At 67.5% G+C, this 23395-nt stretch carries 18 protein-coding genes; 13 read left to right on the forward strand and 5 right to left on the reverse strand.

Annotation, left to right across the window (positions count from 1 at the left end; all coding sequences use genetic code 11):
• Positions 1 to 3: 3 nt before the first annotated feature.
• Positions 4 to 978, forward strand: coding sequence for a GlxA family transcriptional regulator (locus LK459_RS18045; protein ID WP_227919890.1), 975 nt, complete (start codon positions 4 to 6; stop codon positions 976 to 978).
• Positions 979 to 1007: 29 nt separating this feature from the next.
• Here the strand turns inward: LK459_RS18045 and LK459_RS18050 are convergent, their stop codons facing one another.
• The gene (locus LK459_RS18050) at positions 1008 to 2291 is read right to left on the reverse strand and encodes an alpha-amylase family glycosyl hydrolase (RefSeq protein ID WP_227919892.1); all 1284 of its coding nucleotides are present in this window, start codon (positions 2289 to 2291) and stop codon (positions 1008 to 1010) included.
• Positions 2292 to 2321: 30 nt separating this feature from the next.
• Positions 2322 to 3650 carry an outer membrane protein assembly factor BamB family protein gene (locus tag LK459_RS18055; RefSeq protein WP_227919893.1) on the reverse strand — a complete coding sequence of 443 codons (1329 nt, stop codon included), beginning with the start codon at positions 3648 to 3650 and terminating at the stop codon, positions 2322 to 2324.
• A gap of 113 nt (positions 3651 to 3763) precedes the next feature.
• Between LK459_RS18055 and LK459_RS18060 the strand changes: the two genes are divergently transcribed.
• Entirely contained in the window at positions 3764 to 4516 is a 753-nt protein-coding gene (locus tag LK459_RS18060) for an acyltransferase (protein WP_007239629.1), read from the forward strand.
• 45 nt (positions 4517 to 4561) lie between these two features.
• On the opposite strand, the gene LK459_RS18065 is transcribed toward LK459_RS18060, so the two are convergent.
• The 3 genes from LK459_RS18065 to LK459_RS18075 are packed head-to-tail and all read right to left on the reverse strand — an operon-like array spanning position 4562 to position 8264.
• Positions 4562 to 5845 (reverse strand): glycosyltransferase family 4 protein, encoded by a 1284-nt coding sequence (locus LK459_RS18065; RefSeq protein ID WP_227919894.1) that lies wholly within the window; start codon positions 5843 to 5845, stop codon positions 4562 to 4564.
• Positions 5842 to 7407 carry a 1,4-alpha-glucan branching protein domain-containing protein gene (locus LK459_RS18070; protein ID WP_227919895.1) on the reverse strand — a complete coding sequence of 522 codons (1566 nt, stop codon included), beginning with the start codon at positions 7405 to 7407 and terminating at the stop codon, positions 5842 to 5844. The genes LK459_RS18065 and LK459_RS18070 overlap by 4 nt, the downstream gene beginning before the upstream one ends.
• Before the next feature lie 8 nt (positions 7408 to 7415).
• Positions 7416 to 8264, reverse strand: a complete 849-nt coding sequence (locus LK459_RS18075) for a class I SAM-dependent methyltransferase (RefSeq protein ID WP_227919897.1) — start codon at positions 8262 to 8264, stop codon at positions 7416 to 7418.
• A gap of 197 nt (positions 8265 to 8461) precedes the next feature.
• On the opposite strand from LK459_RS18075, the gene LK459_RS18080 reads away from it, so the two are divergent.
• From LK459_RS18080 to LK459_RS18130, 11 genes are all read left to right on the forward strand, one after another.
• Positions 8462 to 9247 (forward strand): electron transfer flavoprotein subunit beta/FixA family protein, encoded by a 786-nt coding sequence (locus tag LK459_RS18080; RefSeq protein WP_007239633.1) that lies wholly within the window; start codon positions 8462 to 8464, stop codon positions 9245 to 9247.
• A gap of 86 nt (positions 9248 to 9333) precedes the next feature.
• Positions 9334 to 10287 (forward strand): electron transfer flavoprotein subunit alpha/FixB family protein, encoded by a 954-nt coding sequence (locus tag LK459_RS18085; RefSeq protein WP_007239634.1) that lies wholly within the window; start codon positions 9334 to 9336, stop codon positions 10285 to 10287.
• A 220-nt stretch (positions 10288 to 10507) separates the two neighbouring features.
• The gene (locus tag LK459_RS18090) at positions 10508 to 11395 is read left to right on the forward strand and encodes a GNAT family N-acetyltransferase (RefSeq protein WP_407648636.1); all 888 of its coding nucleotides are present in this window, start codon (positions 10508 to 10510) and stop codon (positions 11393 to 11395) included.
• A gap of 7 nt (positions 11396 to 11402) precedes the next feature.
• Positions 11403 to 12347, forward strand: a complete 945-nt coding sequence (locus tag LK459_RS18095) for a lysophospholipid acyltransferase family protein (RefSeq protein ID WP_227919899.1) — start codon at positions 11403 to 11405, stop codon at positions 12345 to 12347.
• Positions 12348 to 12469: 122 nt separating this feature from the next.
• The gene (locus LK459_RS18100; protein ID WP_227919900.1) at positions 12470 to 12982 is read left to right on the forward strand and encodes a DUF4334 domain-containing protein; all 513 of its coding nucleotides are present in this window, start codon (positions 12470 to 12472) and stop codon (positions 12980 to 12982) included.
• A gap of 218 nt (positions 12983 to 13200) precedes the next feature.
• The gene (locus LK459_RS18105) at positions 13201 to 14847 is read left to right on the forward strand and encodes an MFS transporter (RefSeq protein WP_227919901.1); all 1647 of its coding nucleotides are present in this window, start codon (positions 13201 to 13203) and stop codon (positions 14845 to 14847) included.
• Positions 14848 to 14856: 9 nt separating this feature from the next.
• Positions 14857 to 18342 carry an AfsR/SARP family transcriptional regulator gene (locus tag LK459_RS18110; protein ID WP_227919903.1) on the forward strand — a complete coding sequence of 1162 codons (3486 nt, stop codon included), beginning with the start codon at positions 14857 to 14859 and terminating at the stop codon, positions 18340 to 18342.
• 177 nt (positions 18343 to 18519) lie between these two features.
• Positions 18520 to 19896 carry an FAD-binding oxidoreductase gene (locus LK459_RS18115; protein WP_227919904.1) on the forward strand — a complete coding sequence of 459 codons (1377 nt, stop codon included), beginning with the start codon at positions 18520 to 18522 and terminating at the stop codon, positions 19894 to 19896.
• Between the two features lie 93 nt (positions 19897 to 19989).
• On the forward strand, positions 19990 to 21198 hold the full coding sequence (locus LK459_RS18120; RefSeq protein WP_007239641.1) for a cysteine desulfurase family protein: 1209 nt from the start codon (positions 19990 to 19992) through the stop codon (positions 21196 to 21198).
• The gene (gene mnmA / locus LK459_RS18125; protein WP_227919905.1) at positions 21198 to 22343 is read left to right on the forward strand and encodes a tRNA 2-thiouridine(34) synthase MnmA; all 1146 of its coding nucleotides are present in this window, start codon (positions 21198 to 21200) and stop codon (positions 22341 to 22343) included. The genes LK459_RS18120 and mnmA overlap by 1 nt, the downstream gene beginning before the upstream one ends.
• A gap of 14 nt (positions 22344 to 22357) precedes the next feature.
• The gene (locus LK459_RS18130; RefSeq protein ID WP_227919906.1) at positions 22358 to 23392 is read left to right on the forward strand and encodes a uroporphyrinogen decarboxylase/cobalamine-independent methonine synthase family protein; all 1035 of its coding nucleotides are present in this window, start codon (positions 22358 to 22360) and stop codon (positions 23390 to 23392) included.
• Positions 23393 to 23395 lie beyond the last annotated feature (3 nt).

Below are 23395 nucleotides of genomic sequence, written 5' to 3' on the forward strand. Positions count from 1 at the left end.
AATATGTCGGAAGAATCTGCCATCCATCGCATCGCCGTCTTGCTGCTGGAGCCGGTGGTCGGGTTCGATGCGACGATTCCGCCGTTGCTCTTCGGGCAGGCCGTCGACGATGCCGGTCGGTCGCTCTACGAGGTCGAGACGGTCGGACTCGGACCGTCGCCATTGCAGACGACGACGGCCTACCAAATCACGCCCAGCGCTGACGTCTCGGCCTTGGCCACGGCGGACACGGTGATCGTGCCGGGGACAAAACTGGCGTCGTGCCGCATCGACGGGACCATTCCCGACGATCTGCGTGAAGCGCTCACACTGATCCGGCCGCGGGCCCGCGTCGTGTCGATCTGCACGGGGGCTTTCGTGCTCGCGGCGGGCGGCTATCTCGACGGGCGCAGGGCCACGACGCATTGGCGTTACGCCGACGACTTCCGAAGGCTGTACCCACGTGTGGATCTCGACGAGTCGGTGCTCTTCGTCGACGACGGTGACGTCCTGACTTCGGCCGGTCTCGCCGCGGGAATCGACCTGTGTCTGCACATCATTCGACGTGATCACGGCACCGCGGTGGCCAACGCCGTTGCCCGGCACTGTGTGGTCCCTCCCTGGCGCGAGGGAGGACAGGCACAGTTCATCGAACGTCAGGTCCCCGGCGTCGGGGGCCCGACAACCGCCGCGACGCGCGAGTGGGCAGTCCACCACCTCGACCAGAACCTCTCGGTCAGCGCACTTGCACGCCGCGCACAGATGAGCCAGCGGACCTTCAGCCGCAGATTCCAAGAGGAGACCGGCGTGTCTCCGGGCGTCTGGGTACGGGAGCGACGTCTCGACCTTGCTCGCGAACTACTCGAGGCCGGTGAGCTGTCCATTGACGTGATTGCTGCGAGATCCGGTCTGGGGTCTGCCGACACGCTGCGGCACCATCTGCGTAGGCATCTCGGCATGGCGCCGAGTGCATACCGAAAGGTCTTCGTGGGCAGGTGATGTCGGATCGGTTGATTCGACGCTAGCGGTCAGGACTCGGTGCCCGCGATGTACCAGCCGCCTGGCTCGAGTCGAATGTTGTTGCCGTCCCGGTGGCTCGCCTCGGAGGCGAGATGTCCGGTGTCGCCGAGGTCGACCGTCACGTCCGTGGCGGTCCGGTTCGCGTTGAGTGCCACGATGATCGGGGGACCAGTGGACACCTCGTACACGAGCAACCCCTGATCGACGGTCAGAACACGTACCTGCGCGTGCTCGATGTCGGGGAATCGGCGCCGAATCGCGAAGAGTCGCTGGTGAAGACGATAGACGGGCGGGAGTTCCCCGTCGACAGGCGGTGTGTCGGGCAACATCTGACGGACCGCATCGTCACCACCGACGCGATCCTCTTTGGTTCCGGTCCATCCCAACTCGTCGCCGTAATAGACCGCGGGGGTGCCCGAGAGCGTCGCAAGCAGAACCACGGCGAGGTCGGCAGAGTGCTCGGCAAGACGCGTCGCCGTCCTGGTCACGTCGTGGTTGCCGACGAACGTCCACGGGACGAAGGTCTGCAGCATCTCGCCATGGCGCACGAGGGCCCATTGCAATTCATGCATGTTGGCGTCGATGATGCTGCTCCAGAACGCTTTCCACAGCTCGTACTGAGTCACCGAGTCGACCCCGGTGTCGGCGACGTAGCCGGGATAGTCGCCGTGGATCACCTCTGCCATCACGTAGGCGTCCGGGAACCGCTTACGGACACGTGGCAGGACGGTGCGCCAGAACTCCTGCGGGACGGCGTAGGCGGCGTCGAGGCGCCACGCGTCGGCGCCCGCCGCAAGCCAGTGGCACATCACCTCGACCACCAGATCGACCACCGCGGGGTTGCGGTGGTCGAGCGTGACCAGGTCGCCATGGCCCTCGAACGTCTGCTCGTGTCCATCCCGGCCACGACGCTCCCAGCCCCCTTCAGCCACGTCGTCGGACACCCGATCATGCTGGCGCGACACGTGGTTGAAGACGCCGTCGAGCATGATGCGGATGCCGCGAGACCGGCACGCGGCGACGAGAGCGTCGAAATCGCTTCTGTCGCCGAGGCGTTCGTCGATCGTGAAGTGATCGAGCGTGTCGTATCCGTGAGTGGCCGACGAGAAGATCGGACCGAGCGCGATTCCGTTGACACCCAACGCGACTGCGTGGTCGAGCCAGTCGATCAGTGCCGACAGCGGGCGACGGCAGTGCCGATCCACTCCGGTGGTGTCGGCGCCGAGCGCGCCGAGAGGGTAGACGTGCCACCAGATCGACGTGGCGACCCAGGCAGGCGTGGTTGTCGTCATCGCGCCCACTCTAGTGGCTGCCGTGTGCAGCTAGTCGATGTTCTTCTTCGAATCGAAGAAGAACACCTCACCGATGTTCGTGGCGGTGGCGATCTGGCCGGAGGCGGACACCGCGACACCCGTCGCGAAGCCGGTGGCGCCCGGCATCGCCAGCGTGCGTTTCGTGTTCCCGTTGGCGGTGTCGACCTCGACCAGCGACAGCGATTTCTGATCCTCGCTGCGCACGACCGTCCAGACGCTCGTGGACGAGGTGAGGGTCGACAGGCTCACGGCCGCGAGATCCTTGCGTTGCCACACCTGCTCGGCGCGGTCGCCGCGATCACGCAGCAGCGTCAGCGGCGCACCGAGTACACCGGTCGGAATGATCAGGCCATCGGGTGACACGGTCATGGACGCGAATCCGTAGCCGCCGTTGTCGTAGGTCCACTTGGTCTTCCCGTTCGCGGCGTCGAGCGCGACGATCTGCCCGAGACGGCTGAACGTGTACAGCGTGGTCCCGTCGGCCGACAGCGTCGGCGCGCCGATCACACCACCGGGAACGTCGGCGTGCCACATCTCGCGGATCGTTCGCGTATCGCCCTGCTTCGCGTACGAGAAGCCCCGGATCTGGGAGGCGATGGCGCCCGTCGGCCAGAAGTTCAGAAAGAAGCGGCTGTGCTGTTCGTCGACAGCGGGAGGGGCGGGCACGGCGCAGCGCGGACCGTTGCTCACGCAGTCGCCGTAACCCCAGAGGGGATCGCCGGGGTCGGCCTCGGGACGCAGTCGCACCTCCGGGGCGGTGAAGTCGCTGGTCTGGGTGTTGAGCATCAGAATCTGGCCCTGTGTCGTCACGACGAGGACCTCACCGGGAGCCGCGAACTTCGCAGACAGCGGCACGCCGATGACCGGCATCCGCCACCGGATCGCGCCACCAGCGTTGAGCGACAGGAAGGTCGCCTCCTCGCCGACGTAGGGCTGGTCGAACTGGTCGAGCAGTGTGGAGTTCGCCTCGATGCCCACGCGCATGCGCTTGCAGAAGTTCATGCGACCGGAGTTGGGGTCGAGAACGAGCAGGTTGCACCCGTTGGCGGTAGCCGCGGTGACGTTCACGTTCGAGTGGTTCGACACCGTGACCGGCGCAGTCACCGGTCCGCCGGTCGGTCTGGTCCAGCTCAGCGCGAGATCATCCGGGATCGACGGATAGGCGTAGTTCGAATTCGCGCCGTTGCCGCCGTAACTGGCCCAGCCCGGGCTCGCGACCGAACGTACATCGATGTGTCCGTCAGAACAGGCGCTGATCGCCAGCACGGCGCTGAGCAGGAGCACCAGCGAAGCCAGAACTCGTCGCGGTGCCCGAATCCGGCGGCCAACCACAGCCATCCTGCTCCCGTCGTGTTCGGCTCCCGGCACTGCACCGGGACGCCAGCAGTAGAGCCTATCGTGCGACGCTCCGCCGCCGATCCGGACCGCGGCGTCGATTAGGGTGAGTCGTCATGACGACGATGTGGAACGCCTCCTACCGGTCTCGTTGGCGGGCCGGACGCCGCCGCGATCCGCGCCAGGCGCGATTCGTCACACTCGACTCGCTGCGCTGGGTGGTGCGCAACAAGGCATACACACCCTGGTACCTCGTCCGGTACTACCGGCTGGCCCGGTTCCGTATGGCCAACCCCCACATCGTCCTGCGCGGAATGCTCTTCCTCGGCCGCAATGTCGAGATCCACGCGACACCCGAGTTGAGCAGGATGGAGATCGGACGCTGGGTGCACATCGGCGACGGCAACTCGATCCGATGTCACGAAGGAAGTCTCCGCATCGGAGACAAGACCGTCTTCGGCTGCAACAACGTCGTCAATTCCTATCTCGACCTCGAGATCGGCGGTTCGGTGCTGATCGCCGACTGGTGCTACATCTGCGACTTCGACCACAAGACCGACGACATCACGTTGCCGATCAAGGACCAGGGCATCGTGAAGGGACCGGTGCGGATCGGCTCGGACACCTGGGTCGCTGCCAAGGTGTCGGTCCTGCGCAACACCATCGTCGGGCGCGGATGCGTGCTGGGGTCGCACGCGGTGGTCAAGGGTGTGGTCCCCGACTATTCGATCGCCGTCGGAGCACCCGCACGAGTGGTGAAGAACCGCAAGGACGACTGGGCTGCGAACGCGCAGGAGCGTGCGGAACTCGAACGTGCGCTGGCCGACATCGAGCGCAAGAAGGCCGAGGCCCGCGCGCACGGGCACTGAGTTCGAGCCTGGCGGTGGTCAGCCGCCGGTGAGTGTCGAGGGACGCTAATGCCCCGGATCGCGTTCGGGCAGCGGCCTTTCGGGAATGAACGGGCGCCCAACCGGGTGCCGCACACGACGCTTCGCCGAGAGGTAGACGCCGCTGGTGCGTTCGGCGACCTCCCGCCAGGAGAACTCCTCGGTCAAGCGTTGCCGGGCGCGTCGGGCACGCGCGCCGGCCTCTGCGGGATCGGACAGACACGACCGAACGGCCGCTGTCAGTCCCGCCACGTCGCCCGGGGCGAAGGACAGGCCGGTCGGCGACACGGTCGGGTCGGCGTCGGGGTGCACCGACACCGCCTCGCCCAGCCCGCCGGCCGTGGAGACGACGAGCGGTGCTCCGGTGGCCGCCGCTTCGAGGGCGACGATGCCGAACGGCTCGTACCGCGACGGCAGGACGATCGCGTCGCATCGGTGCATGAGGTCGACGAGTCGGTCGTGCCCGACCGCACCCAGAAACCGCACCGAACGCGACACCCGGTGTCGACGGGCGGTCTCGACGAGCCAGTCGTACTGGGTGCCATCGCCGGCGATCGTCAGCGTCGTACCGGGGTGCGTGCGGCGGATCCGGGGGAGCGCGGCGAGAAGATCCTGCACCCCTTTCTCGTACTCGAGGCGGCCCGCGAACAGCAGTTCCGCAGGCCCTTGGGCAGTGCGTGTCCGTTCGGCATACGGCCAGAGGTCGACGTCGATGCCGTTGTGGATCACCTGGACGTCGGGCAGTCCCGGACCGAACAACCGATTGACCTCGTCGCGCATCGACGTCGAGCATGCGATGAGTGCATCGGATTCGTTGGCGAGCCACCACTCGACGGAGTGCACCTGTCGATTGGTGCGCCCACTGACCCAGCCACTGTGTCTACCCGCCTCGGTGGCGTGGATGGTCGAGACGAGCGGGACGTCGAACAGTTCTGCGAGCGCGACCGCGGGATGGGCGACCAGCCAGTCGTGTCCGTGGACGACGTCCGGGGTCCACCGCGAGTCGGGATCCGCCGCGAGGATGCGCAACCCCGCTCGCACGAACGCATGACCCATGGCGAGCGTCCACGCCATCATGTCCTGCCCGAATTCGAACTCCGGTGGGTCCTCGGCGACGGCGATCACGCGGACACCCTCGACACGGGTGTCAGTGGTCGGATGGGTCAGTGCGTCGGTCCCCGACGGTCTGCGCGTCAGCACCACGACGTCGTGCCCGGTTGCGGCGAGTTCGGTGGCGAGATGGTGCACATGCCTGCCGAGACCGCCCACCACGACCGGCGGGTACTCCCACGAGACCAGCAGAACCCTCATGCGCGCTCGCTCCCGCGCAGGCGTCGGGCGTCGAGGTCGGCGAACAGTCCGTCGGCGAGATTCCACCCGGCAGCGAGTCGGCCGGCCTGCGCTGTTCGGCCGCGCAGGGCAGCGTCGGCGATCTCGCGCACAGCGTGCGCATGGGTGTGTGCTCTGCGGACGGCGTACTCGGCGGCGGTGTCCTTGGAGACCATGAACGGCCAGTCCGACGACACGGTCAGCAGCGTCTCCCGGACGATCTGGTCGGCGACGTGGTCGCGCACCGATCCGGCGTCGAGCAGCTTGTCGATGGTGTCGAGTGCGGTCTCGACCACCTCGGCGTTGAGGTCGACCAGGTGCTCGACCTGTGGGCCGTTCCAGACCCGCCAGTCCTTGCCCGATCCCCACGAGCTGTCGGTGAGTGCGACCGGCTCGCCGACGAACCCGTTGGCTGCGGCCGACGCCATCGTCCCGACGCGCACGCCCGCCTTCGGCAGGCGTCGGAGTACCTGCTCGAGCCATTGCGGTCCCTCATGCCACCAGTGCCCGAACAGTTCGGTGTCGAAGGCCGCGACGACGAGCGCTGGTCGTCCGATACGCTCGGACTCCGACACCAGCCGTCCGCGCACGTGCTCGACGAAATCGTCGACGTGACGGCCGATGACCGGGGCGACGCGATCGGGCTGGTAGAGCTTTTTGTCCTGTCCCGCAACGGTTTTGCCTGTCACACGCGACATCTTGAACCCTGTCGAGTGATCGTAGGTGTGGAAGTCGCGGTAGGCGGGATGGCCCGGATAGCCCGATTTGGGCGACCACACCTGATAGCTCACCGTCAGATCCCGACCGAACGCGAGTACGTCGGAGTCGCCGACGGGCCGCGCGAGCGCGGTGTCGCCGTGGAGCGCGGGGCCGTCGACCATGAAGTGTCCGACGCCGGCCGCCGCGTACTCGGTCTCCATTCCCGGCGTGAAGGCGCACTCGGGAGCCCAGATGCCCTGCGGCGCGAAGCCCCATCGTCCGCGAGCGTCGGCGAGTCCCTCGGCGAGGGAGTATCGACGCAGGCGCGGGTCGAGTAGTGGGCCGAACGGGTGAGCCAGCGGACCCCCGAGGATCTCCAGCACGTCGGTCTCGGTCAGTGCTCTGACGAGAGGGCTCGCGCCATGTTGCCAGTGGCGTTCGAACTCTGCCATTGCTTGTGCGGCGCAACGGAACTCGTGACGTGCGAGCTCGCGCCGCGCGGCGTCGGGCGTTTCGGTCGCCTGCATCGCCCGCAGCTGCCAGTCGGCAAGCCATTCGTGCATCGAGCGGAGGCAGTACGGATCGTCGAGCTGGGCGGCCAGTACAGGTGTGATCCCGAGGGAGAGCTGATCGGTGAAACCGTCGGCGGCAAGGCGTCGCAACATGGCGAACACTGGAAGATAGGACGCAGCCCACGACTGGTACAGCCATTCCTCGCCGACCGGCCATCTGCCGTGGTTGGCCAACCACGGCAGATGAGAGTGCAGCACCAGAGTGAACTGTCCGGGCACGGGCGAATCGCCACCGATCGGGTGCGCAGAACCTGCGACGGGAGAAGAGGTCATCGGCGTCGTCAGGGCCGGACCGCGACGGCGAACAGATCGAGCGAGGCGTCGATGTCGACTTCGTCGGCGGCGACGATGGTGAAGTCGTCGGCTGTGATGGCGGCGACGTCGGCGACCAGTTCGTCCGGCCAGTCCTCGCCCGCAAGCGCACGGTCGATCTGCGCATCGATGAGCGACCCGCCCCACTTCTCGTCGAGTGTCGACAAACCTGCACCGTGGTAGACGCCATGCATCACAACGGTTTCCATCCCACCCTCGATCAGCAGATCGGTGAGCTCTGCTGCGTCGAGCTCACGTGTGTGGAAGGGATTCAACGGGGTGTCGCGTCCCGGTGAGAAGGTGATGCGGTTGGGTGTCGAGATCAGCAGGCGTCCGCCGGGGCGCAGCACGCGTCTGCACTCCGCGATGAATGCCGCCTGGTCCCACAGATGCTCGATGACCTGGAAATTGACGACCACGTCGACCGACTCGTCCGGCAACGGCAGGTCGACGAGATTGCCCTGGATCATCGTCAGCTGCGGATAACGCCGACGCGTGTGCTCGACGGCCGACGCGTCGTAGTCGACACAGGTGACCGTCGCGCCCGCCGCTGCGAGCATCGCTCCGCCGTATCCCTCTCCGGACCCCGCTTCGAGTACGTGCAGACCTCGACACGATTCGGCGATGAAGCGGTAGGCGATCTCGTGGCGCCGGAACCAGTAGTTCTCGGCGGGGATGCCGGGAACCGTGCGTTCCCCGGTCAGCGCGAGCTGCGTCTCGGTGCTCAACGTGGCCAAGCTCGCCGCGCCTGTGGCGGCAGCGGATTCGGTGCTCACCGTCGACCGACGTTGTGTGGTCGAGCCCTGTGCGTCGCTCATCCCCACGAGACTAGTACCCGGGGTCGTCCCACGAACCCCCTCCGGTGCACTCGCGCGGTCGCGGCGGTCGGATCGTGGGCATAGTGTGAGGTAGGCGATGTTCTGCGGCTAATTCGGAGGCGCTAAAGTGGGTGGAGACCGATGGCCTTACCCGCCGGTAAGTTGCCGAACCCGACGCAGGAGGTCGACGAAGACCCATGACAAACATTGTCGTTCTGATCAAGCAGGTTCCGGACACCTGGTCCGAGCGAAAGCTCTCCGAGAGCGACTTCACGCTCGATCGTGAGGCCGCCGACGCCGTGCTCGACGAGATCAACGAGCGCGCGGTCGAGGAAGCGCTGCAGATCAAGGAAGCCAACGGAGGCGAGGTCACCATCCTGACCGCAGGCCCCGAGCGTGCCACCGAGGCCATCCGCAAGGCACTGTCGATGGGTGCCGACAAAGCCATCCACATCCAGGACGATGCGCTGCACGGCTCCGACGCGGTGCAGACCGCCTACGTGCTTGCACGCGCACTCGGCACCGTCGAGGGCGTCGAGCTGGTCATCGCAGGTAACGAGGCCACCGACGGTCGTGTCGGCGCCATCCCCGCGATGATCGCCGAGTACCTCGAACTGCCGCACCTGACGCACCTGCGCAAGCTCACCGTCGAGGGCGAGTCGCTCAAGGGTGAGCGCGAGACCGACGACGGCATCTACCACATCGAGGCAGAGCTTCCCGCGATCGTCAGCGTGAACGAGAAGATCAACGAGCCGCGCTTCCCGTCCTTCAAGGGCATCATGGCCGCCAAGAAGAAGGAAGTTCAGGTCGTCGGGCTCGCCGAGATCGACGTCGAGCCGTCGGATGTGGGTCTGGAGAACGCCGGTACCACCGTCACCAGCTCGACCCCGAAGCCCCCGAAGACCGCGGGCGAGCGTGTCACCGACGAGGGCGACGGCGGCGTGAAGGTCGCCGAGTACCTCGTGAGCCAGAAGATCATCTAGGCGCCGCTGCGTAACCAGACCACCTCACCGGCCCGCGCAGCCACCTAGCTCGCCGCAGGCCACCCAGACATCCAGGAGCAAAAACAATGGCAGAAGTACTCGTTCTGGTCGAGCAGGACGCCGAGGGCGCCCTGAAGAAGGTGACCAACGAACTGATCACCGCCGCTCGTGCACTCGGCACGCCGTCGGCCGTCGTGGTCGGCGCACCGGGTGGTGCCGACGGCATCATCGACGACCTCAAGGCCGCAGGCGCCGAGAAGATCTACGTCGCGGAGTCCGACGACGCCGCGAACTACCTGATCAGCCCCAAGGTCGACGTGCTGTCGTCGGTTGCCGAGCAGGCATCGCCCGCGGGCATCCTCGTTGCGGCCAACGCCGACGGCAAGGAGATCGCGGGACGTCTCGCGGTTCGTCTCGGGTCGGGCGTGCTCGCCGACGTCGTCGACGTCAAGGAGGGCGCCGTGGGCGTCCACTCCATCTTCGGTGGCGCGTTCACCGTCGATGCGCAGGCCAAGGGCGACACACCGATCTTCTCGGTGCGCCCCGGCGGCGTCGAGGCCGCCCCGCAGGCAGGCGCGGGTGAGCGCGTCGACGTCGAGGTTCCGGCGCAGGAGGGTGGCGTGAAGATCACCAAGGTCGAGCCGAACGTCGGTGGTGACCGTCCCGAGCTCACCGAGGCATCGATCGTCGTCTCCGGTGGTCGCGGTGTCGGTAGCGCCGACAAGTTCTCGGTCGTCGAGGAGCTCGCCGACTCGCTCGGTGCAGCAGTCGGTGCCTCGCGTGCCGCCGTCGACTCGGGCTACTACCCCGGCCAGTTCCAGGTCGGTCAGACCGGCAAGACCGTGTCGCCGCAGCTCTACGTCGCGCTCGGCATCTCGGGTGCGATCCAGCACCGCGCGGGTATGCAGACCTCGAAGACCATCGTCGCCGTCAACAAGGACGAGGAAGCGCCGATCTTCGAGATCTCCGATTACGGCATCGTCGGCGACCTGTTCAACGTCGCACCGCAGCTGACCGAAGAGGTCAAGAAGCGCAAGTGATCTCGACAAGCTCGATCAGCGGGCTTGCTGGTTGAGCTGCCTGCCGCTGGTTGAGCTGCCTGCCGCTGGTTGAGCTGCCTGCCGCTGGTTGAGCTGCCTGCCGCTGGTTGAGCCTGTCGAAACCACTCGTAGCGATCCCCGGCCCATCTGGGCCGGGGATCGCTGCTTTCTGTTCACCGAGCACGCCCCGACACGTCACGCCCACGTAGCAGCACGGTCGTTGCGACTGGCTTTCATCTGGGACATGACAGACGTACTGGCCTCTTCGGTTGTGGGGCGCCGCATCGCGTGCTCGTCAGAGCTCGGCCGCAGCGACACCCGCACCCTCGTCGACGCCGGACGCCTGCGGATCGTCCTGACCGAGTCGGCCGAGCTGATCGACGCGGTCCAGCGACTGCGCTACGACGTGTTCGCCGAGGAGCCCGGCTTCTCCGACCGCATCGGTGACCACACGACGGGCCGTGACGCCGACCACGTCGACGAGTTCGCAGAGCATCTCGTCGCTGTCGACGACGAGCACGGTGTGCTGGGTTGCGCGCGGCTGCTCCCGCCGCCGCGCGCTATCGCCGCCGGCGGGTGGTACTCCGCGAGCGAGTTCGACCTCCGCGAGATCGACCAGATCGGAGGGTCACTGGTCGAGATGGGGCGCGCGTGTGTGGCGCCGGGGCACAGACACGGGGCGATCACCGCGCTGCTGTGGGCGGCTCTCGTCCGATATCTCGACGACGCCGATTACCGCTACGTGATGGGCTGCGTCTCGGTTCCGTTGTGCGGACCGGGCGGGCAACCACGGGGTGCGACGCTGCGCGGCGTCCGCGACCACGTGCTCGACCGCCATCCGGCGCCCTGGCGAGCCACTCCGTTGCGCGACCCCCTCGTCGACGGTCGCACCCTCGACGAGATCGAGCCGCCCGTCACGCTCACGATCACGCCGCTTCTGCGCGCCTATCTGCGGCTGGGCGCAACGGTCTGCGGACAACCCGCGATCGACGAGATCTTCGACGTCGGCGACTTCGTCACGGTTCTCGATCGCGAGACCGCCAACATCCGCTACCTCGACAGACTTCGTGCGACAGGCGCGCGACTCGCAGTACCCACCCGAGAGTGAGGTCCCCATGACGGCCGCCACGATCATCCCCGTGCCCACGCTGCCGGACACCCCGACGCCACCGGCACCGCTCTCGCCGACACCGGTTCCGTCCGCGCTTCCAGGCGTGAGTGTTGAGCACGGCGCGTCGTCGGACGAGGACGTGCGCCACGCCTGGTTCCCGGCGAGTCCCTGCGGCGACGAGTGCCACGCCGACGATCCGCGAGCGACGGCGAACATGCTCACCGTCGTGACCCGCGTCGTGCTACTCGCGGCGTCGACCACGCTGTTTCTGCTGACGGGATCCCTGGTCGCGTTCCTGCCGCGACTCCTGCGTCGTGCATACATCCGTACCAGTGCGCGAACCCTGTTGTGGTCCTTGGGGATTCGGGTGGTCATCGATGACCGTCGACCCTTCGCCACGAACACCAGAGGGCTCGTGGTGGCCAACCACATCTCGTATCTCGACATCCTCGCGGTCGCGGTGGTCAACCCTGCCCGATTCGTGGCGAAATGCGACGTGATGTCGATGCCGGTGGTGTCGACTCTCGCACGCAGGCTCGGCATCATATCGATCGACCGGGGCTCGTTGCGCGCCCTGCCCGCGACGGTGCACAGGGCTGTCACCGAACTGCAGGCCGACAACTCGGTCGCGGTCTTCCCGGAGGGGACCACCTGGTGCGGTCGCGCCCGCGGCGACTTCCGGCCTGCCTTCTTCCAAGCCGCCATCGATGCGGGCGTCCCGGTCATCCCGCTGCATGTGGAGTTCACCGTCTCCGGGACGGTCACCACCGCAGCGGGTTTCATCGGCGACGACTCGCCCGCCGACACGTTGCGGCGCGTGTTGCGCACCCGTGGACTCGCGGTGCGTATCCGAGTGCACGAGTCCCAGCTCCCCCGATCCGACCGTAGGGAACTCGCCGACCGGTGCGCCGAACTCATCGGAGGCCCGGTCGGGCACCTTCATCGGTGAACCGGCGGGGTGCGCGGACGCGTGGCGGGGCACGGGTGATCGCCGACACACCCTGCGGGCGGATCGGTTACGGTGAGAACAGCGCACCGTCCCCGGGCGCGCCCAACCGTCGGGAGGCTTTCGTGACCGCGAGTTCGCAGGCACCGATCGAGAACGACGTCGACGCACGTCGCGACGCCGCACAGGCGCGCTTTGCCGAACTGCGTACCGCCCGAACGCCCGTCGCCGACGCCGATCTCGACGCGGTGTGGGCCGACTTGGACACGATCAGACCCGCGGACATGCTCGGACGGTGGCACGGCGGCGAGTTCGTGACCGGTCACGCGATGAACGGATTGCTCACCAAGATCGGTTGGTACGGTAAGAACTTCATCTCGACCAGCGAGGTTCAGCCGTTGGTCTGCCGCAACGATGCGGGCGAACTGTACTCCAACACCGAGGTCGGCAAGGGTGAGGCGTCGCTGTGGGCCGTCGAGTTCCGCGGCGAGGTCACCGCGTCGATGGTCTACGACGGCCAGCCGGTGATCGACCACTTCAAACGCGTCGACGACACCACCGTGATGGGGATCATGAACGGTAGCGGCGGACTCATCGGTGGTCGTCACTTCTACTTCTACCTCGAGCGGGATTCCTGAGCCGTCCCGATCGTCGAGCCACATCGTTCGCAGAGCCATATCGATCGCAGGGCCACATCGTTCGCCGAGCCACATCGTTCGCAGAGCCACATCGATCGCAGGGCCCCGTCCACGCCGAGCTGCCTCCGGCGTCGACGTCAAGCCGTCGGCAAGTGATCGCCAAGCGCCTCACCGCACTCTGTCGTCGTCCCTGAAGGATCGACACGAAGGCAGAAGCCATGGCGCATACCGAACCGACACACACGAACCCGCCGAGAGACACGAACCCGCCGGCACACACGAACCCGCCATGGATCCGGAGCGCACCGCTCACCGACGGCGCGGGGTCATTCAGCACGGTCCAACGCATCACGCTCGCGGTCGTCTGCGCGGCCACGGCGATGCTCATGCTCGACATCGCGGTGGTCAACACCGCACTGCCGTCCATGGCGCGCGAGTTCGACGCGAGCATGAACTCGCTGAAATGGGTGATCGACGGATACACACTCGCGCTGGCGACCGTTGTCTTGAGCGCGGGAGCGTGGGCCGACCGCATCGGTCGACGCCGCGTCTTCGTCGTCGGAGCCCTAGTGTTCACCGCTGCCTCGGTGCTCTGCACCGTCGCCGCTGATATCGCCACCTTGAACGCGGCCCGCGTCGTACAGGGATTGGGCGCCGCGTTACTGTTCGCGTCGTCGCTGGCGCTGCTGGCGCACGCATTTCCGGGCCGAGAACACAGGACCAGGGCGCTCGCCGCCTACGGGGCGACCATCGGCGCCTCGTTCGCCATCGGACCACTGCTCGGGGGTGTGCTGACTGACTGGATCGACTGGCGAGCCATCTTCGTCGTCAACATCCCCCTGGGTGTCGCGATGCTGTACGCGACCCGTTGGATCGAGGAGTCGGCGAGCAGGAGTCCGCGACGGGGAGACATCTGGGGTCAGCTCAGTGCGATCGTGGCGCTCGGCGCGTTGACCTACGGGTTCTTCGAGGCCAATTCGCGCGGCTGGACGGACGGGGTGACCCTGACCTCCTTCGGTGTCGCGGTCGTCGCTTTCGGTGTCTTTCTGACTGTCGAAAGTGTTGTCGCACAGCCCATGTTGCCACTCACGATGTTTGCCAACCCTGCGTTCGCCGGCGCACAGGTCGCCACGTTCGCGATCAGTGCGTCGATGTTCGCGGTGTTCGTGTACGTGACCATCTACCTGCAGGGTGTGCTCGGTATGTCGGCCATTGCCGCCGGCCTCGTCTACCTGCCGGGAACGATGGTCATGCTCGTGGTCGCGGGACTCACGGACAAAGCGGTCGGCCGGGTGCCCGCATGGGTGCTGTTGTCGGCCGCGCTCGTCGCGGTTGCCGCGGGTCTGGCCTGGATGACCATCGCGGGTGAGCACAGCAGTGGCTGGGTCATGGTGCCCGGATTCCTGCTCTCCTGCATCGGCGCCGGCGTGTTCAATCCCGTGATGAGCGGGGTCGTACTTGCCGAGGCGGAGCACGACGACGCAGGGCTGGCCGCTGGTGTCAACGACGTCTTCCGTCAGTCGGGGATCGCGCTCGGTGTGGCAGCGCTGGGCGCCGTGTTCCCCGCGGCATCGGTGCTGCACGGCGGCGACGCGGGCGCCTATGTCGACGCCCTGCGCGTCGCCCTCTGGATCAGCGCCGCCATCGCGGTGGTCGGCGCATTCGTGGTGGTCGCCGCGATGCGTCGCGCCCGCGCCACCACAGACCAGGCAACCGGCCAGGTGGCTTCCGGTCGGACGAGCACGGCTGCGACGCACGCCGCTCGCACGGCAGGCGGTGAACCGACGCGGACACGGGACACGGCGTCGTTGCTGGTCGTAGACTCGAGATCGCCGGATTTCCGGCATTCCGGACCGCACGAGTGAGGGGAGAAGATGCGGGAGTATCTGATACTCGGTCCGCTCGAGGTCCGGTGCGACGGCGAGGTCCTTGACCTCGGGTCGCCCAAGCAGCGGGCCGTGCTCGGTGCACTTGTGCTCGCGCGCGGAGCCGTCGTGTCGGTTGATCGGCTGATCGATGCGGTGTGGGGCCCACATCCGCCTCCTGCGGCGACGACCAGCCTGCAGGCCTACATCTCGAATCTGCGGCGCGCGCTGCGGGGCGAATCCGGCGGTCCGTCGCCCATCGAACGTGTCAGTCCCGGATACCGGTTGAACATCGCCGACGACTCGGTCGACCTCGTCGAGTACACCGCGCTGGCGCGCGAGATCCGCGATCACGTGGATGCCGCGCGCTGGCGCGACGCGCGGGAGGGTTGCGAGCGGGCCCTGGCGCTGTGGCGTGGGCAGCTTCTCGCCGACATGGCCGACGAGAAGTGGGTCGTGCCCGATTCCGTTGCGGCGACCGAGACGCGGCTGGCCGTCACCGAGGCGCACATCACGACGCTCCTCGCGCACGGCGACACCGGTCAGGCGCTGACCGAGACGGTGGCCTTGCGCGCCATCGACCCGCTGCGTGATCGAGCCGCGTGGTTGCACATGGTTGCGTTGTACCGCGCCGGACGCGGGGCCGATGCGCTGGCCACCTACACCGACCACGTGCGGCGACTCGACAACGAACTCGGCCTCGACCCCGGCCGTGAGCTGCGCGAGTTGCAGGGAGCCATCCTCCGCCACGACGCCGAAATCGCCGCGTGGCCGAGACAGCCGCACTGGTCCGGGGCGTCTCCGGTGTCCTCGCCCACGCGATCCTCGTCTCTCGTCTCCGACCTCGAATCCCCGACGACAGAAGCACTGTCAGAGAAATCCGTCAGCACATTGGTTGGGCGTGAGGCGCAGATGACCACGCTCACCGCACTGTTCGACGACAGCTCGGGCCCCGCGACTCGCTGGCTCGCTCTGTCGGGCGTGGCCGGGATCGGCAAGACCCGGCTCGCCGAGGAGGCAGCCGACGTCGCAGCGCGCAACGGTGACGATGTCGTGTGGGTGAGATGCCCTGACGCACAGGGCATTCCGGCATGGTGGCCGATGCGACAGCTGTGCCGTGACCTCAAGGCCGACGCGGCGGCAATGCTGTCGGTACCGCCGGGAGTCGACGCCGACGCTGCGCGCTTCGCGGTGTACGAACGGGTGCAGGCCCTCATCGAATCACGCGCATCGGCACGCCCTGTCACCATCATCGTCGACGACGCGCAGTGGGCCGACCCGATGTCGATCGACCTGCTGGTGTATCTGACCACGGCGCTGCGAAACGTGGCGGTGCGCGTGATCCTCACGGTCCGAGAGGAGGAGGTCGACGCGCAACTCGCCCGTCTACGAGGCGCGTTGGTTCGCGCAGGCGGCCGCGTCGTCGACGTTCCGGCGTTGACACGCCACGAGGTGACCGCCCTGGCACGGCAGACATCCGACGACGAGCTGTCCGCCGCCGAACTCGACGGGCTCTTCGACCGTACCGGCGGTAACCCGTTGTTCGTCGCCGAGTATGCGCGCCTGCCGAATTCGCAACGCAGAGAGATTATTCCGGCTGCAGTGCGTTCTGTGCTCGACCGCCGGCTCGTCTCGCTCGATCCCACCACCCGCGAGGTGCTCGGACACGCGGCGGTCATCTCCGATGAGATCGACGTGACGCTGCTCGCCGCGGTGATGGGACGCGACGTCGACGAGGTCGCCGACTGCATCGACGACGCGGTAGACGAACGGATCGTAGTGGCAGGCGTCGGCCACAATCGGACCGTGTTCGCGCACGCGCTCCTCCGCGAGGAGGCGATGGCGGGCATCAAGACGTTGCGCCGCTGCAGAATTCATCTCCGCACGGCCGAGATCCTCGCAACCACGACGGGTGCCGATTCTACGGTGCGTCGGGCAGGGCACCTGCTCAACGCACTGCCGTTGGCGGAGGTCTCCGAGGTGATCGCCGCGTGTCGTCGGGTTGCCGCCGACGCCACGTCGCGCTGGGACTCGGTCAATGCCGCCTACTGGCTCGACGCCGCGCTGCGCACCTACGAGTCGCTGGCTTCCGAGGTGCAAGATGTCACGGTGCGCGACGATCTCCTCGTCGATCTCCTCGATGCGCACCTGCGAGCCGGAAACGTAGCGACCGTCCTCGACACCGTCGCCGAGCGTCTGACGGATGCCATGCGCTCGGGGAGTACGCAGACCGCCGGACGGCTCGCGGCGACGCTGATTCGATCGGGTGGGGGATGGCCGTGGGTTCCGCCGGGTGTCGAGAGTGGTCCGCTGCAGGAGGTCCTGAGAACGGTCGGCGAGTTCACCGACGGAGACGCCGCGAGCAGCGCACGCGTACTGGGAGCGTTGGCGATCGGCTCCTGTTACAGCCGTGACGCGAACGTCCCGGCGACGCTCCTCGCCCGCGCGGAGGCATGCGCGCAGCGAGCCGGCGACGTGGACGTGCTCGCCGATGTCATGATCGCCCGGCTGATCACGTACTCCGGTGTCGCCGAGCGGGCGGCGGAATCCGTTGCCCTGGGTAACTCGATCCGCGACATGGCGCATACGTTGTCGGCGTTCGACGAGGTGATCGTCGATTCGGTGCTGACGATGGCGACGATGACACTCGGCGACCTCGATGCCACACAGCGGCACCTCCGTCGCGGAATCGTCGGCAGTGAACGGATGCGTCTGCCGATCCTGCGTGCACAGCTCCGCTGGATGGAGGCCGCTCTCGCCGTGTGGTACGGCGAATTCGATCGTGCGCGAGAGCATTTCGACACCGCTTTCGCCGTCCACCAACAGACGCAGCTCTACGTCGCCGGCAGTGGGGCGCTCGCGATGATGGCGATGGCCACGCAGGAGGGGATGTTCGAGCAGTTCGTCGACGACGTCCTCGGCATCGACCGTGACGACAGACTGGAATGGGTGCGGACGGTGGTGTCCGGGGCCGCGGGGAATTCCGTTGCGACGCTGCTGGCTTCGGGTGTCGCCACCGTCGCTGGCGTGCACGGCGACACAGAACTCGCCATTGCGATGGTCGATGCGTGGCTGGCTGATCGGGAGCCGATGATGTGGACGTCGCTCGCGCAGGCGGTGATCCTCTCCGGAGTGGTCGTCGAACTCGACCTGGCCGATCGCGCACAGCTCTTGGTCGACTACCTCGAACCCTTCGCGGGTGCCATCGCCACCGTCGGTCAGGTCGGCTGCATCGGTCCGGTCGACCTGGCTCTCGCCGAGCTCCACTTCCTTCTCGGCCACGAAGATGCGGCCATCGAGGCACTGGATCGAGCCCGTCAGCTCTCGGAGTCCGCGGGGAGCGTGCCCGGGGTACTGCGGTGCCGGATGGCCGCGGCGTCCCGTGCGCCCGCGGGACCGCGACGCGACCGTGAACTCGCCGACATCGCGGCGTTGGCGACCGCGGCCAACATGACGGCTCTGGCGTCGGCTGCCACTGCGGCGCGCACCCGCTGAGCCCTCCGACCCGCACCAGTCGATCGACTGACATTGCAGTCGCGCCGACTCCAAGAAGACAGCAAGATCATCACAAGGGTGTGCGGACATGGTGAGAACACGGCCCGGCGGCACGACACAGACCGGACGCAACCGGCCCGAGCCGCCAACAGTTCGCACACTTCGAGGAGCTTCGTGATGACCCAGACACCGACCCCCATCGACCAGGCCGACATCGCCGACCTGCGCGCCAGAATCCGCGGAGACGTTCTCCGCCCGAGCCAGGAGGGATACGCGACCGTCGGCTTCAATCCCGCGGTGTCAAGGCGTCCGTGGGCGGTCATCGACGCCGCCGACGCTCACGATGTGGCCGCTGCGGTGTCGTTCGCGGCAGACAACTCCATGACCGTCGCGGTTCACGCGACGGGACACGGGGCGACATCGGTCGACGGGAAGTCGCTGCTGGTTCGAACCGCGGCCCTCGACACCTGCGACGTCGATCCCGACACCCGCACTGCACGGATCGGAGCGGGCGTCCGGTGGCAGCGGGTCATCGACGCCGCCGCCCCGTACGGGCTTGCGCCGCTGTGTGGTTCGGCGCCCGGTGTCGGGGTCGCCGGGTTCCTCTCGGGCGGTGGCATCGGACCCCTGGTCCGCACGGTCGGGGTGTCTTCGGACTACGTGCGTGCCTTCGAGGTGGTCACCGGCGACGGACGCCTCCGTCGGGTCACTGCGGACGTGGATCCGGACCTGTTCTGGGGTCTGCGCGGCGGAAAATCAACGCTCGGCATCATCACAGAGGTGGAGGTGGAACTGTTGCCCATTGCTCAGTTCTACGGTGGTGCAGTCTATTTCGACGGTGCCGATGCGTCGGCTGTTCTTGCGGCATGGAAGCGCTGGGCGCAGGAGCTGCCCCGTGAGGCGTCGACGTCGGTCGCTTTTCTCCGACTGCCGGACATGCCGGGGGTCCCGCCGATGCTCGCGGGAAAGCTCACCGTGGCCGTGCGCTATGCCAGCGTCGCCGACGTCGACACCGCAGCGGCCACGTTCGCCCCGATGCGCGCTGTCGCGACCCCCATCCTGGACATGGTGGACACGATGCCGTACGCGGCCGTCGGCATGATCCACGCCGACCCGACCGACCCGCTGCCGACGCACGACGACGGCATCTTGCTGTCGGATCTGACCGACGAGGCGGTGACCACGTTGCTCCGTCACGTAGGGCCCGCCGCGGCCTCGCCGCTGCTCGTCGTGGAGCTCCGGCTGCTCGGGGGTGCCTTCGCCGAGCAGCGCGGACCCGACAGCGCGGTCTGCCACCGCGACGCCGCCGTCAATCTGCACATCATCGGTGCGCTCGTCGGCCCCATCGCCGACATCGTGCCCGAACATGCGACGCGCCTGGTCGGCGACATGTCGGCGTGGGCGACGGGCGGACGGCTACCCAACTTCACCGCCAGTGCCGATCCACGGACTGTCCGCTCCTGCTACGACGAGGAGACAGCGGCCTGGCTCGCAGCGCTGGCCCGCCAGCACGATCCGTGCGGGGCGCTCGCGGTCGGCCAGGTGGTCCGCTGACACCGGCAGCGGAGCGAGCACGGCGGGTCGGGCACCGGATTGCTTCGTCACGGAATTGGTGACGGGTGATCACGCGTTTATCCTGGGGTGCGTATGTCCACGTCATCCCGCGCCCCGATCTACCTCGACAACGCCGCGACGACAGCTCTGCTGCCGGAGGCGCTCGAGGCGATGACCGCCTGCTACCTGCAGCCGGGTAATGCGTCGTCGCTACACGGCTCGGGCCGCCGCGCCCGGCGCCACCTCGAGGAGGCGCGTGAGACCGTCGCCGCGGCACTCGGAGCGCGCCCGTCGGAGGTGATCTTCACCAGCGGCGGAACCGAGGCCGACAACCTGGCCGTCAAGGGTATTTACCGAGCGCGGCGACGAGACGATGCCGAGCGTCGACGAGTCCTGGTGTCCGCGGTGGAGCATCACGCGGTGCTCGACGCCGCGCAGTGGCTCGCCGACCACGACGATGCCGAACTCGTGGTGATCCCGGTCGACGCCGACGGGACGGTCTCCGTGGCGCACATTCGCGCAGAACTCGAGCAGCATGCCGCGCAGACTGCGCTGATCTCGGTCATGTGGGCCAACAACGAAGTCGGAACGATCCAACCGATCGGTGAGATCGCAGCACTCGGCGCCGAGTTCGGCGTTCCCGTGCACTCCGATGCGGTGCAGGCGGCCGGTCACGTACCGGTCGACTTCACCGGTAGCGGGCTTTCCGCGATGAGTATCGCGGGACACAAGTTCGGCGGACCGTACGGATGCGGTGCCCTGCTCCTCGGCCGAGACGTCGACTGTGAGCCACTGCAGCACGGCGGCGGGCACGAACGGGATCTGCGGTCAGGGACCCAGGACGTGCCGGGGATCGTCGGGATGGCTGTCGCACTGCGCCTGTCGGTCGACGCGCTCGACGAGACGATGCCGCAGGTCGCGGCGATACGCGATCGTCTGTTCGACGTCTTGCTGTCGATCGACGGTGCCAGCGCCAACGGGCCGCGCGATCATCGTCGGCTACCCGGCAACGTGCACGTCTCCTTCGCGGGTTGCGAAGGAGACTCGCTTCTGATGTTGCTCGACGCCAATGGTGTCGAGTGTTCGACGGGCTCGGCGTGTACCGCCGGAGTCGCGCAGGCCAGCCACGTGTTGCTGGCCATGGGGGTGAGTATGGCCGACGCTCGGGGATCGCTGCGATTCTCGCTCGCCCATTCCACCACCGAGGCAGACATCGATGCGGTCGCGGAGATCATCGGCGAGGTCGTCGATCGTGCGCGGGTTGCAGGCCTGGTCTCCGCTCCCGCAGGCAGGGGGAACTGATGCGCGTACTGGCAGCCATGAGCGGAGGCGTCGACTCCGCGGTCGCAGCGGCGCGCGCCGTCGATGCAGGCCATGAGGTGGTCGGTGTGCATCTCGCACTCTCGACGGCTCCGGGTGCGCTGCGCACCGGATCGCGTGGGTGCTGCTCACGGGAGGACGCCGACGACGCGCGACGCGCCGCCGATGTGCTCGGTATCCCGTTCTACGTCTGGGATTTCGCCGACAAGTTCAAGGACGACGTCATCGACGAGTTCGTCGAGGCATACGCGGCCGGGCAGACTCCGAATCCGTGCCTGACCTGCAACGAGAAGATCAAGTTCTCCGCGCTGGCGGAGAAGGCCGTCGCGCTCGGTTTCGACGCGCTCGCGACGGGCCACTATGCGCGTCTCGCCGACGGCGAGTTGCGGCGCGCTGCCGACGACGACAAGGACCAGTCGTATGTGCTGGCGGTGCTCACGCGGGAGCAACTGTCTCGCGCGATGTTCCCGGTCGGCGACACCTCGAAGCCACAGATCCGCGACGAGGCCGCTCGCCGCGGGCTGTCCGTGGCGTCGAAGCCCGATTCGCACGACATCTGCTTCATCCCCACCGGCGACACCCGCGCCTTCCTCGGCGCGCGTATCGGTGTGCGTCCCGGTGCCGTGGTCGACGCCGATTCCGGTGAGCGCCTCGCCGACCATGAGGGCGTCCACGGTTTCACCATCGGCCAGCGCAAGGGACTCGGTATCGACGCACCGGCGGCCGACGGTCGCCCGCGCTACGTCACCGACATCGACCCCGAGTCGGGCACCGTGACCGTCGGCTCCGCGGAGAATCTGCAGGTGTTCTCGATCAGCGCCACCAAGGCGGTGTGGACTTCCGGGCAGCAGCCGAGCGGTCCGCTCGAGTGTGTTGTGCAGGTGCGTGCACACGGAGGACTGGCGCGCGCGGTCGCGAGCCCGACGACGCGTGCGGACGGTCAGCCCGGTATCGACATCGCACTACGCGAACCGCTGACCGGCGTCGCCCGTGGTCAGGCGGCGGTGCTCTATCTACCCGATGCGGAGAGGGGCGACCTCGTCGTCGGCTCGGGACGCATCGTGGGAACCTCGCATGTACCCCGTGACGACGAAGTCGCCGCGGGCGCACCGTCCGGCTCGCACTGATCGCCGGTGAGTCGATGACGTCGCTGCCGACCGGCACCGGTACCGGCGTCGGCTCCATGCCGGGAACCGACGCCCGCGAAGCCGCGGCAGTCGTGAACGGGGAACTCGATTTCACCCACCTCGCCGAGTTGCCGGCTCGAGGTGTGGGTGCCGACATGGTCGGGCGAATGGGCACACTGCTCGTCGACATGCCCATCGACGCCGGACCGTGGGGTTACCGGCTGTCGGCGCGCCCGTCCGGAGTCACGCGTGCGGCGTCGGACTATCTGAGATTCGACCTCGATGCGATCGAGGAGCTCTGGGACGCAGCAGGTTTCATCGGTACCCGGCGCCCGGTCAAGGTCGCGGTGTGCGGGCCGTTCACCTTCGCGGCGTCGGTAGAGCTACCGAACGGGCACAAGGTGGTACGCGATACCGGGGCGTGGCACGATGTCGTTGCGTCGACCGCCGAAGGCCTCAGCCAGCACGTCTCCGAGGTCACCCGACGGCTTGGTGCGAACGTGACCGTGCAACTCGACGAACCGCTGATCGGTGCCGTTCTCGACGGCACGGTGACCCCGCTGACGCGGCTTGACCCGATCCGTGCGATCCCCCTGCCCGAGGTCGCGAACGCGCTCGCGAGCATCGTCGAGCAGGTGGGGAGACCGGCGATCGTGCACAACTGCGGTGCGCCCCGCTGGGATCTCATCGGACGGTTACGTGGAGTAGCGCATTCGGTCGTGCTCGACCGCGCGGTCTCGAGTGGCCCGGATGTCCTCGACACCGCGACGCTCGACGGTATCGGCGATCTGATAGAGCGCGGCGATGCTCTCGTCGCAGGTGTGCTCTCGGCGCAGCGTGAGGATCGACGCGCTCGGGCGGAGACGGTCGCCACCGCGTTGGCCGCGCTGACGGATCGGATCGGGTTGGCTCGAAAAGTTCTGTCCGAGAACGTGATCGTGACGCCGACGTGCGGTCTTGCCGGTGCGACGCCGACGTGGGCGCGCACAGCGCTCGGCGTGTGTGCACGCGCGGGCGAATTGCTCGCCGAGGATCCGGAGGCGCTCTGACGG

The sequence above is a fragment of the Gordonia otitidis genome, from assembly GCF_020735545.1.
Classification (GTDB): domain Bacteria; phylum Actinomycetota; class Actinomycetes; order Mycobacteriales; family Mycobacteriaceae; genus Gordonia; species Gordonia otitidis.

Coding starts and splice junctions, on each gene's coding strand:
- mnmA (WP_227919905.1), top strand. CDS start 21,198: ATGCGCGTACTGGCAGCCATGAGCGGAGGCGTCGACTCCGCGGTCGCA.
- LK459_RS18060 (WP_007239629.1), top strand. CDS start 3,764: ATGACGACGATGTGGAACGCCTCCTACCGGTCTCGTTGGCGGGCCGGA.
- LK459_RS18130 (WP_227919906.1), top strand. CDS start 22,358: ATGACGTCGCTGCCGACCGGCACCGGTACCGGCGTCGGCTCCATGCCG.
- LK459_RS18105 (WP_227919901.1), top strand. CDS start 13,201: ATGGCGCATACCGAACCGACACACACGAACCCGCCGAGAGACACGAAC.
- LK459_RS18065 (WP_227919894.1), bottom strand. CDS start 5,845: ATGAGGGTTCTGCTGGTCTCGTGGGAGTACCCGCCGGTCGTGGTGGGC.
- LK459_RS18115 (WP_227919904.1), top strand. CDS start 18,520: ATGACCCAGACACCGACCCCCATCGACCAGGCCGACATCGCCGACCTG.
- LK459_RS18045 (WP_227919890.1), top strand. CDS start 4: ATGTCGGAAGAATCTGCCATCCATCGCATCGCCGTCTTGCTGCTGGAG.
- LK459_RS18120 (WP_007239641.1), top strand. CDS start 19,990: ATGTCCACGTCATCCCGCGCCCCGATCTACCTCGACAACGCCGCGACG.
- LK459_RS18080 (WP_007239633.1), top strand. CDS start 8,462: ATGACAAACATTGTCGTTCTGATCAAGCAGGTTCCGGACACCTGGTCC.
- LK459_RS18050 (WP_227919892.1), bottom strand. CDS start 2,291: ATGACGACAACCACGCCTGCCTGGGTCGCCACGTCGATCTGGTGGCAC.
- LK459_RS18075 (WP_227919897.1), bottom strand. CDS start 8,264: ATGAGCGACGCACAGGGCTCGACCACACAACGTCGGTCGACGGTGAGC.
- LK459_RS18085 (WP_007239634.1), top strand. CDS start 9,334: ATGGCAGAAGTACTCGTTCTGGTCGAGCAGGACGCCGAGGGCGCCCTG.
- LK459_RS18070 (WP_227919895.1), bottom strand. CDS start 7,407: ATGACCTCTTCTCCCGTCGCAGGTTCTGCGCACCCGATCGGTGGCGAT.
- LK459_RS18110 (WP_227919903.1), top strand. CDS start 14,857: ATGCGGGAGTATCTGATACTCGGTCCGCTCGAGGTCCGGTGCGACGGC.
- LK459_RS18055 (WP_227919893.1), bottom strand. CDS start 3,650: ATGGCTGTGGTTGGCCGCCGGATTCGGGCACCGCGACGAGTTCTGGCT.
- LK459_RS18095 (WP_227919899.1), top strand. CDS start 11,403: ATGACGGCCGCCACGATCATCCCCGTGCCCACGCTGCCGGACACCCCG.